Origin of the sequence: Mesorhizobium sp., assembly GCF_024509055.1 — a bacterium.
Taxonomy (GTDB): Bacteria; Pseudomonadota; Alphaproteobacteria; order Rhizobiales; family Rhizobiaceae; genus Mesorhizobium.
Window position 1 is genome coordinate 1 of record NZ_JANINM010000523.1, and the last position, 9,827, is coordinate 9,827.

The 9,827-nt window shown below is 63.3% G+C and carries 10 protein-coding genes; 9 read left to right on the top strand and 1 reads right to left on the bottom strand.

Translation table 11 applies throughout. The features are described 5' to 3' along the window. From Q0L57_RS31075 to Q0L57_RS31115, 9 genes are all read left to right on the top strand, one after another. Positions 1–318 (top strand): YbaB/EbfC family nucleoid-associated protein (locus tag Q0L57_RS31075; protein WP_296746918.1); only part of this gene is annotated, 318 nt, incomplete at its 5' end. Between the two features lie 216 nt (positions 319–534). Continuing rightward, positions 535–1,533, top strand: a complete 999-nt coding sequence (locus Q0L57_RS31080) for a cell wall hydrolase (protein ID WP_296746919.1) — start codon at positions 535–537, stop codon at positions 1,531–1,533. A 192-nt stretch (positions 1,534–1,725) separates the two neighbouring features. Then, positions 1,726–2,331, top strand: a complete 606-nt coding sequence (recR, locus tag Q0L57_RS31085) for a recombination mediator RecR (RefSeq protein WP_126090384.1) — start codon at positions 1,726–1,728, stop codon at positions 2,329–2,331. Between the two features lie 188 nt (positions 2,332–2,519). After that, positions 2,520–3,767: a lytic murein transglycosylase gene (locus tag Q0L57_RS31090; RefSeq protein ID WP_296746920.1), complete on the top strand. Its 1,248-nt coding sequence runs from the start codon at positions 2,520–2,522 to the stop codon at positions 3,765–3,767. A 255-nt stretch (positions 3,768–4,022) separates the two neighbouring features. Continuing rightward, positions 4,023–5,654: an ABC transporter substrate-binding protein gene (locus tag Q0L57_RS31095; protein ID WP_296746921.1), complete on the top strand. Its 1,632-nt coding sequence runs from the start codon at positions 4,023–4,025 to the stop codon at positions 5,652–5,654. Between the two features lie 19 nt (positions 5,655–5,673). After that, positions 5,674–6,738 carry an ABC transporter permease gene (locus Q0L57_RS31100; RefSeq protein WP_296746922.1) on the top strand — a complete coding sequence of 355 codons (1,065 nt, stop codon included), beginning with the start codon at positions 5,674–5,676 and terminating at the stop codon, positions 6,736–6,738. Continuing rightward, positions 6,735–7,655: a nickel transporter permease gene (gene nikC, locus Q0L57_RS31105; RefSeq protein WP_296746923.1), complete on the top strand. Its 921-nt coding sequence runs from the start codon at positions 6,735–6,737 to the stop codon at positions 7,653–7,655. The genes Q0L57_RS31100 and nikC overlap by 4 nt, the downstream gene beginning before the upstream one ends. Further along, the gene (locus Q0L57_RS31110; RefSeq protein ID WP_296746926.1) at positions 7,655–8,512 is read left to right on the top strand and encodes an ABC transporter ATP-binding protein; all 858 of its coding nucleotides are present in this window, start codon (positions 7,655–7,657) and stop codon (positions 8,510–8,512) included. Before nikC ends, Q0L57_RS31110 begins: the two co-directional genes overlap by 1 nt. Then, positions 8,509–9,255: an ABC transporter ATP-binding protein gene (locus Q0L57_RS31115; RefSeq protein ID WP_296746924.1), complete on the top strand. Its 747-nt coding sequence runs from the start codon at positions 8,509–8,511 to the stop codon at positions 9,253–9,255. Before Q0L57_RS31110 ends, Q0L57_RS31115 begins: the two co-directional genes overlap by 4 nt. 20 nt (positions 9,256–9,275) lie before the next feature. Here the strand turns inward: Q0L57_RS31115 and Q0L57_RS31120 are convergent. Further along, on the bottom strand, positions 9,276–9,827 hold a 552-nt coding region (locus Q0L57_RS31120), incomplete at its 5' end, for an efflux RND transporter permease subunit (RefSeq protein ID WP_296746925.1).

Below are 9,827 nucleotides of genomic sequence, written 5' to 3' on the forward strand. Positions count from 1 at the left end.
GATCTTCTCGGCCTGATGGGCAAGGCGAAGGAAATGCAGGCCAAGTTCCAGGCCATGCAGGACGAGATCGCCACGCTTGAAGCCACCGGCCAGGCCGGTGGCGGGCTGGTCAGCATCACGCTCACCGGAAAGTTCGAGATGAAGGCGCTGAAGATCGATCCGTCGCTCATCAAGGCGGACGAGGCCGAAATCCTCGAGGACCTCATTCTGGCCGCCCACAATGACGCCAAAAATAAGGTCGAGCAGATCATGCAGGAGAAGACGAAGGCCCTGACGGCGGGCCTTCCGATTCCACCTGGAATGAAATTGCCATTCTGAGGCGGCTTCCGCCAGTTAATTGATTGTGAACGGAAATTGAGCGCGAGCCGCAATATTAACTATTTTGCCGGCGTCTTCACGGGCTCATTTCCGGACATTCATAAAGTTTTACCCAAGTCCAGAGTTTGCTAACCTTCTAGCCATTTTTTTGCCCGAAAGAGTCTCATTCTTGCCACATCTCGGGGCGGGCTGGCATCAGGACATGAGGCTTTTTTGTTGATCGCGAAGCGATGGAAGACGCCGCTGCTGCTTGCCGGCATCGTCACTTCCCCCTTGTTTCTGGCCGGCTGCAGCCAGACCACTTCACACGGCATGTCGGTGGCAAGCCTTACCGAGGCCGTCACGCCGAGCTTTCTCAGCTCGCGTTCCTACAAATACTCCATGAAGGACAAGGAGTGCCTGGAAAGGGCGATGTTCTTCGAATCGAACCGGTCGAGCCGCGACGGTATGGTCGCCGTCGGCACGGTGGTGATGAACCGGCTGCGCTCGGGCCAGCATGGCAGCACCATCTGCGAGGTCGTCGGCGAAAAGGGCCAGTTTGCTCCCGGCGTGCTGACGCGGCCGATGAACTCGAGGGCGCTGCCCGACGTCGAGGAAGCCGCGCAAGCCGTGCTCAAGGGCGAGCGTAAGGCCAAGCTCAAGAACACGATGTACTTCCACACCGCCGGCCTGCGTTTCCCCTACAACAACATGCATTACACCATGGTCGCCGGCGGCAACGCCTTCTACGAGAAGCGCGGCCGCAACTGGCAGCCGCTGCCTGACGAGCCGATGGTCGCCGTCGCTTCGGCCGAGCCGCAACCGCGGCAGGCCGCGCCTGCCGCGCCGGTGCTCGTGGCTTCGGCTGAGCCGGTGGTCAAGACGATCGTCCGTCCCGCTCCGGCAAAGCAGGCAGTCATGACGGCAGTGGCTGCGGCGCCCGCCCGCCCGGGCAAGATCGCCATCGTTCCTCCCGAACAGACCTACGTGACCGCCTCCGTGGAGCCGTCGCAGAAGGCCGGACGGGTAACGGCGAAGCCGACCTTGGTGGCCATGCAGGAGCCAATGGCGGAACCGGACGCCTCCCGTTTTGGAGGCGTTGTGAAGGCCCGCTACATCACGTCGGTGCAGGGTGCCCCTCAAGAGGCCGCGATGGGCTTCCAGTCGACACCTGACAATACTGACGCCATCGGCGCGCTGATCGCCAGCCAGACCAGGCCGCTCGCAGCCGACTGAGCCCACCCCGCCTTTGATCCGTTATGGCACCATAGCGGATCTTGCGCGGATGCTGGATGTTCCAAAGCGCTCTAAAATATGCTGGATCGGCTCACCGAGTCATGAGACCGCGAGCCGCCAGCCTCTGTTCTGACGCAATTCCGGACGGAAAACCGCTTCGCACTTTTCCTGGAATTGCTCTAGATCAGAGCGATGTCGAAACGAATCGCCGGTCCTGAAATCGAACGCCTGATCCAGCTCCTGGCCAAGGTGCCGGGGCTCGGGCCGCGTTCGGCAAGGCGGGCCGCGCTCCATCTCATCAAGAAGAAAGAGCAGCTGCTGCAGCCGCTCGCCGCCGCCATGGGCGAGGCGGTCGACAAGGTACGCATCTGCTCGACCTGCGGCAATGTCGACACTTCCGATCCATGCATGATCTGCACCGATCCGCGCCGCGATGCCGGTACGCTGATCGTCGTCGAGGATGTCTCCGACCTCTGGGCGCTGGAGCGCGCCGCAGCCATGAATGTGCGCTACCACGTGCTCGGCGGCACGCTGTCGCCGCTCGACGGCATCGGCCCAGACCAGCTCAACATCCGCTCGCTGGTCGATCGCGTCGCCGGCGGCGAGGTGAAGGAAGTCATCCTCGCCGTCAACGCCACCGTCGAAGGCCAGACCACCGCGCACTACCTGACCGACCAGCTGTCAGGCTTCGACGTCAAGGTGACGCGGCTTGCGCATGGCGTTCCGGTCGGCGGCGAGCTCGACTATCTCGACGAAGGCACGCTGGCCGCGGCGCTGCGGTCTAGGACGGCGTTTTGAGGGGATAGGTGGGAAGCGTGCGCGCTATGGCAGTAAGAAGCTCTTCGAAGCCTGTGCCAGGCACCCCCCTCTGTCCTGCCGGACATCTCCCCCTCAAGGGGGGAGATCAGCTGCCTCGCTCGCCTTCGCTAATAGCTAAGATCGCAGAAAGAGCGCCGGCGCTGACACCCGGAAGGGCAGAGGGGGGTGTGACGGAACGCTGCCTTGGCGTATTCGCCATTGCTCTGTTAGCCGCGTTGGTTCTTTCTTTTGTAACTCCCTCGCGCGCCGCCCCTATCGACGACCAGTTCCAGGCCTGGTTGCAGAACGATCTCTGGCCCGAAGCCAAGGCCAAGGGCATCTCCAGGAAAACCTTCGACGCCGCTTTCATCGGTGTGAGGCCGAATCTGAAGCTGCCGGACCTCGTCATGCCAGGCGAGAAGCCGACGACGCCTCAGAAGCAGCACCAAGCCGAGTTCGGCCCGCCCGGGGCCTATTTCGCGGAAAAGATCATCCGCGCAGTCTCTTCCGGCGGACGGACGCGCGAAAGCGCCAACTCCAAGGTGCTGGGGCTGATCGAGAAGCGCTACGGCGTGCCGGGCGAGATCGTGCTGGCGATCTGGGGTCGCGAGACCGGCTTCGGCGCCGCCAAGATGCCTTACGACGCCTTCGAGGTGCTGGGCACGGATGCGTTCATGTCGACGAAGAAGGACTTCTTCCGCCCCGAGGTGCTGGCGGCGCTCGAGATCGTCGAACGCGGGCTGGCTCCCGTCAACGCCATGAAATCGTCCTGGGCCGGCGCACTTGGTCAACCGCAATTCATGCCGACATCCTTCCTCAAGCATGCCGTCGACTTCGAGGGCAGCGGCCGTCCCGACATCTGGAATTCTACCCCGGACGTGCTCGCCTCGATCGCCAACTACCTCGTCCATTTTGGCTGGGTGAAGGGGCGCGGCTGGGGTGTCGAGGTGACGGTGCCGGCAAATGTCTCCTGCTCGCTCGAAGGGCCCGACCAGGGCAAGAAGACTTCCGACTGGGTTGCGATGGGCATCAGGCGCGTCGACGGCAAGGCGTTTCCGGCGAGCGAATTGAAGGCCGAGAGCTTCCTGTTGATGCCGGCCGGACGCAGCGGCCCGGCTTTTGTCGTCACCCCAAATTTCTATGTGATCAAAGAGTACAACAACAGCGACCTCTACGGGCTTTTCATCGGCCATGCCGCCGATCGCATCGCCAGGGGCGACGCAACGTTCAGCGCCAGCTGGGGTCCCGTGGGCGATCTGCACCGGTCCGACATCGCCGCGCTGCAGCGGTCGCTGGAGGCCAAGGGCTACGACGTCGGCAGCGCCGACGGTTTGCCCGGTTTCAAGACCCGGCGCTCGATCGGCGTCTGGCAGGCAAAGAACGGCAAGCCCGCCACCTGTTTTCCCGATGCAGATCTGATCGCGCAGTTGAAATAGCGGTAGCTCCAAGCTCTCTGGCACTAATAGATTTTTTCACGTTGACGGCACCAGTTGGCCGGCACAGGGCTCGACACATCGCTGCTCGTTCTTGTCCAGCAACTGCTCCCGCGGATCCTCAGGTGGGTTGCTGAATAGGGTGTTGACCAAATGGACAAAAACCACGACGGTAAGTGGTCCAAGCCGCTCTCGGCTTTGAGAAGAATAATGCCCCTGAGCCGGGAACTCAGGTCAACAAAACAGGGAACGATCACCATGATGCTGGAAAAGTTTGCTCTCCGTAGCTTGCTTGCGGGTGTGGCGATGTCTGCTCTGCTCGCGTCGCCCGCCTTCGCGGTCACGCCTGCAGACACGCTAGTCGAAGGGTTCGCGATCGATGACATCATCTCGATGGATCCAGGCGAGGCCTTCGAGTTTTCGACCGCCGAGGTCACGGGCAACACCTATGATCTCCTTGTTCGCCTCGATCTCGCCGATACGTCCAAGGTCAAGGGCGACCTTGCCGAAAGCTGGAAGATTTCCGATGACGGGCTGGTCTATACCTTCAAGCTGAAGCCCGGCCTGAAGTTCGCCTCGGGCAATCCGATCACCGCGGCCGATGTTGCCTATTCGTTCGAACGCGTGGTCAAGCTGGACAAGAGCCCGGCCTTCATCATCGAGCAGTTCGGCCTCAATGGCGACAATGTCGCCGAGAAGGCCAAGGCGGTTGACGACACCACGTTCCAATTCACTGTCGACAAGGCCTATGCGCCGAGCTTCGTGCTGAACTGCCTGTCGGCGACGGTCGGGTCAGTCGTCGACAGCAAGCTGGTCAAGCAACATGTCGCCACGGTAGCGCCCACGGCCGACTACAAATACGACAATGACTTCGGCAATGCCTGGCTGAAGACCGGCTATGCCGGCTCGGGCCCCTACAAGCTGCGCGAATGGCGGGCCAACGAAGCCGTCGTCATGGAACGCAACGACAATTATCACGGCGAGAAGGCCAAGCTCGCTCGCGTCATCTACCGCAACATGAAGGAAAGTTCGGCCCAGCGCCTGGCGCTGGAAGCTGGCGACATCGATGTCGCCCGCAACCTTGAGCCGAACGACCTGGACGCCATCGCCAAGAACGACAAGCTCACGACGACGAGCGCGCCGAAGGGCACGATCTACTATATCAGCCTCAACCAGAAGAACCCGAACCTCGCCAAGCCGGAGGTTCGACAGGCCTTCAAATATCTCGTCGACTACGACGCGATGGGCTCGACCATCCTCAAGGGCATCGGTGAGATCCACCAGACCTTCCTGCCCAAGGGCGACTTGGGTGCCCTCGACGAAAATCCGTTCAAGCTCGACGTCGCCAAGGCCAAGGAACTGCTGGCCAAGGCCGGCCTGCCGGATGGCTTCAAGGTGACCATGGACGTGCGCAGCGGCCAGCCCACCACCGGCATGGCGGAATCGATCCAGCAGACACTCGGACAGGCGGGCATCAAGCTGGAAATCATTCCCGGCGACGGCAAGCAGACGCTGACCAAATACCGCGCCCGCAACCATGACATCTACATCGGCAACTGGGGCCAGGATTATTTCGATCCGAATTCGAACGCCCAGACCTTTGCCAGCAATCCGGACAATTCGGACGCGGGCAAGACCAAGACGCTTGCCTGGCGCAACGCCTGGGATATCCCGGACCTGACCAAGCAGACGGAAGCGGCTTTGCTCGAGAAGGACGCGGGCAAGCGCGCCGACATGTACAAGGATCTCGAGAAGAAGATCCTCGATACCAGCCCCTTCGTGATCATCCACCAGCAGCTCGAAGTCGCCGGCCTGCGCAAAAACCTCAAGGGCTTCAAGCTCGGGCCGAGCTTCGACACCAATTTCGTCAGCGCGATCTCGAAGGACTGATGGCTGGCGAGCGCGCCGCATGAGCGTGGCTGGAAACGATATGGCGGCGGGGCGCGGCTCCCGCGCCCTTGCCATCGCATCCTCGCTTGGCCGTTTCCTGGTCATCGCGGTCACGACCTATCTCGGTCTGCTCGCGGTGACCTTCTTCATTGGCCGTGTCATTCCCATCGACCCGGTTTTGGCCGTCCTCGGCGACCGGGCACCCATGAATGTCGTCGAGCGCACGCGCCGCGAGATGGGCCTCGACCTGCCGCTGATCGAGCAGTTCTACATCTACGTCAAAAGCGCGTTGAACGGCGATTTCGGCACCTCGGTGCTGACCACCAATCCGGTGATGTCCGACATCCGCCGTGTCTTCCCGGCAACCATCGAGCTGGCAACGCTTGGCACCCTGATCGGTGCGGTGATAGGTGTTCCGCTGGGCGTGCTGGCGGCGGTTCGTCGCGGCAGCTTCATCGACCAGATCGTGCGCATCATCGGCCTGATAGGCTATTCCGTGCCGATCTTCTGGCTAGGCCTCCTTGGCCTTGTCCTGTTCTACGCCAAGCTGCAATGGGTCGCTTTCCCGGCGCGGCTCGACGTCGTCTACGAATACACCTTCACGCCGATCACCGGCTTCTACCTGCTGGACTCAGCGATGCAGGGCCAGTGGGACGTCTTCTACGATGCCTACCGGCACATCATCCTACCGGCGTCGCTGCTCGGCTATTTCTCGCTCGCCTATATCAGCCGCATGACGCGCTCCTTCATGCTGAACGAGATGGCGCAGGAATACATCGTCGCCGCCCGCGCCAAGGGACTGTCGGAAACGCGCATCATCTGGGCCCATGCGCTGCGCAACGCTGCGGTGCCGATGGTCACGGTGATCGCGCTTTCCTATGCCGGCCTGCTCGAAGGCTCGGTGCTGACCGAGACCGTGTTCTCCTGGCCGGGCATCGGCCTCTACATCACCGACTCGCTGCAGAATGCCGACATGAACGCGGTGCTTGGCGGCACCATCGTCATCGGCTCGGTGTTCATCGGCATCAATCTTCTGTCCGACCTGCTCTACCGGCTGCTCGATCCGAGGACGAAGGCCGCATGAGCGCGCAAACGATCCAAACCCGCCGCGAGTGGCTGCTCAGCGAACGGCCGGCCTCGCGCGTGCAGGCGCGGCTCGGCCGCGCCTATGTCGCGTGGCGGCGCTTCTCCGCCAACCGGCTGGCTTTCGTCGGCCTGCTGATCATCATCGGGCTTCTGCTGGTGGCGGCCCTTGCCGACGTGCTGGCGCCTTACTCGCCGACCATCGGCGATCTCAAGAACGCTCGCCTGCTGCCGCCAAGCGCCGCGCATTGGTTCGGCACCGATGACCTTGGCCGCGACATCTACTCCCGCATCGTCTACGGATCGCGCTGGACGCTTTATGTGGTGGTCCTCGTAGCCGTCATCGCCGCTCCCATCGGCCTGCTTGTCGGCACTGTCGCCGGATATGCCGGCGGCTGGATCGACGCGGTCCTGATGCGCATCACCGACATCTTCCTCGCCTTCCCGAAACTGGTCCTTGCTCTTGCCTTCGTGGCTGCGCTCGGACCCGGCATCCAGAACGCGGTGATCGCGATCGCCATCACCTCCTGGCCTCCCTATGCGCGCATCGCGCGGGCCGAGACGCTGACGGTGCGCAACTCCGATTTCATCAAGGCGGTGCAGCTGATGGGCGCTTCGCCCTTCCGCGTCGTGCTGCGCCACATCATGCCACTCTGCATCTCCTCGCTGATCATCCGGGTGACGCTCGACATGGCGGGCATCATTCTCACCGCCGCGGGCCTCGGTTTCCTCGGCCTTGGCGCGCAGCCGCCGCTGCCCGAATGGGGCGCGATGATCGCGTCCGGCCGCCGTTTCATCCTTGACCAATGGTGGGTGGCCGCCGCACCGGGCGTGGCCATCCTCATCGTCAGCCTCGGCTTCAACTTGCTTGGCGACGGCTTGCGCGATGCGCTGGATCCAAGGAGCGGCGACCAGTGATCGACGGCGCGAACAGGCAGCAACAAGGCACGCTTCTCGAGGTCGACGATCTGCGCGTCAACTTCCCGACGCGCACCGGTGTCGTCCAGGCCGTGCGTGGCGTCTCCTTCTCGCTCGGCCGTGAGCGGCTGGGCATCGTCGGCGAAAGCGGTTCCGGCAAGTCGCAGACCGGCCGCGCGATCATGGGCCTGACCCCGCCGCAAGCTCAGGTATCAGCGAAGAAGCTAAGCTTCGACGGCATCGATCTGCTCTCGATATCGCCTCGCCAGCGCCGGGCGCTGCGGGGCAACCGCGTCGCCATGATCCTGCAGGATCCGAAATATTCGCTCGATCCTGTGATGACCATCGGCCGCCAGATCGTCGAAACCCTGCGCACGCATGAGAAGGTCTCCAAGTCGGAGGCGCGCGAGCGGGCGCTGGACATGCTTCGGGCGGTGCAGATCCGCGACCCGGCCCGCGTCTTCGATCTGCACCCGCATGAGGTCTCCGGCGGCATGGGCCAGCGCGCCATGATCGCCATGATGCTGATCGCCGGGCCGGAACTGATGATCGCCGACGAGCCGACCTCGGCGCTCGACGTCACCGTGCAGCTCGACGTGCTGAACATCCTCGACCGGCTGGTGGCCGAGCGCGGCATGGGGCTGATCTTCATCTCGCATGATTTGCGCCTGGTCTCGTCCTTCTGCGATCGCGTCGTCGTCATGTATGCCGGCAAGGTGGTCGAGCAGTTGAAAGCATCCGAGCTGCGCGACGCCCAGCATCCCTATACGCGCGGCCTTCTCAACTGCATGCCGAGGATCGGCTTCGAGCGCCATCCGCTGCCGGTGCTCGACCGCAGACCGGAGTGGGCGGCATGACGGCCGCGATCGCCATCCAGGGGCTGGAGGTGGTCTTCGACCGCTTTCGTGCGCTGAAGGGGGTCGACCTCGAGGTCGAGGAGGGCGAGTCCTACGGGCTGGTCGGCGAGAGCGGCTCCGGCAAGTCGACTCTGCTGAGGGCGATCACCGGCCTGGCGCCGGTTGCTGGCGGAAGCATCACCGTCAACGGCAAGAAGCTTGGCAAAGCCCGCGACAAGGCTTTTTACCGCGACGTACAGATGGTCTTCCAGGACCCCTATGGCTCGCTCCATCCGCGCCAGACGGTCGACCGGCTGCTGCAGGAGCCGTTAGCCATCCACGGGATACAGGACGGCGAAAAGCGCATCGAGCGCGCGCTGGACGAGGTCGGCCTCGGCAACGGCTTCCGCTTCCGCTACGCGCACCAGCTCTCCGGCGGCCAGCGCCAGCGCATCGCCATCGCGCGCGCCCTCATCCTGGAACCATCGATCCTGCTGCTCGACGAGCCCACCTCCGCGCTCGATGCCTCGGTGCAGGCCGAGGTGCTTAATCTGCTCGAGGAGGTGAGGCGGCGACGCAAGCTGACCTTCCTGATGGTCAGCCACGACCTCGCCATCATCACCCATATGTGCGAGCGACTGATGGTGATGCAGAACGGCGAGGCGGTTGAGACGCTGACCGCAAGCCAGTTGATAGGGCATCGCGTGAGCGAGGATTATACGCGCAATCTGCTCAGGGCTAGCGAGGGGTTTGTAAGGGCGTAGTTCTCCCTTGCGCGCAGGCCTTAGGCTTCGGCAGCGACTGCGGTTGCTTCACTCCGCTTCGTCTCCTTGATCCTGAACCACGTCACATAAAGCGCCGGCAGGAACAGCAGCGTGATCGCCGTGCCGGCGATGATGCCGCCCATCATTGCGTAGGCCATCGGGCCCCAGAACACTTCGCGGGCGATCGGGATCAGCGCCAGGCTGGCGGCGGCCGCCGTCAGCGCGATCGGTCGCATGCGATGCTCGGTCGCTTCGATGACCGCAGCCCAGCGGTCCTTGCCTTCCTTGACGAGGTCCTCGATCTGCACGATCAGGATGACCGAGTTGCGGATCAGGATGCCGATCAGCGCCAGCACGCCGAGGATGGCGACGAAGCCGAGCGGCGCGCCGCTGGGCACGAGCGCCGCCACCACGCCGATCAGCCCGAGCGGAGCCACCGCCACCACCAGGAACAGGCGTTGGAAGCTCTGCAACTGCACCATCAGGATGGTCGCCATGATGAACAGCATCAGCGGCACCACGGCCGCGATCGGTCCCTGGCTCTTGGCGCTTTCCTCGACCGAGCCGGCGGT

What these genes read in the sequence shown, in the direction of transcription:
- Q0L57_RS31100 (WP_296746922.1), top strand. Translation starts at nt 5,674, where the DNA reads ATGAGCGTGGCTGGAAACGATATGGCGGCGGGGCGCGGCTCCCGCGCC.
- Q0L57_RS31115 (WP_296746924.1), top strand. Translation starts at nt 8,509, where the DNA reads ATGACGGCCGCGATCGCCATCCAGGGGCTGGAGGTGGTCTTCGACCGC.
- Q0L57_RS31095 (WP_296746921.1), top strand. Translation starts at nt 4,023, where the DNA reads ATGATGCTGGAAAAGTTTGCTCTCCGTAGCTTGCTTGCGGGTGTGGCG.
- nikC (WP_296746923.1), top strand. Translation starts at nt 6,735, where the DNA reads ATGAGCGCGCAAACGATCCAAACCCGCCGCGAGTGGCTGCTCAGCGAA.
- recR (WP_126090384.1), top strand. Translation starts at nt 1,726, where the DNA reads ATGTCGAAACGAATCGCCGGTCCTGAAATCGAACGCCTGATCCAGCTC.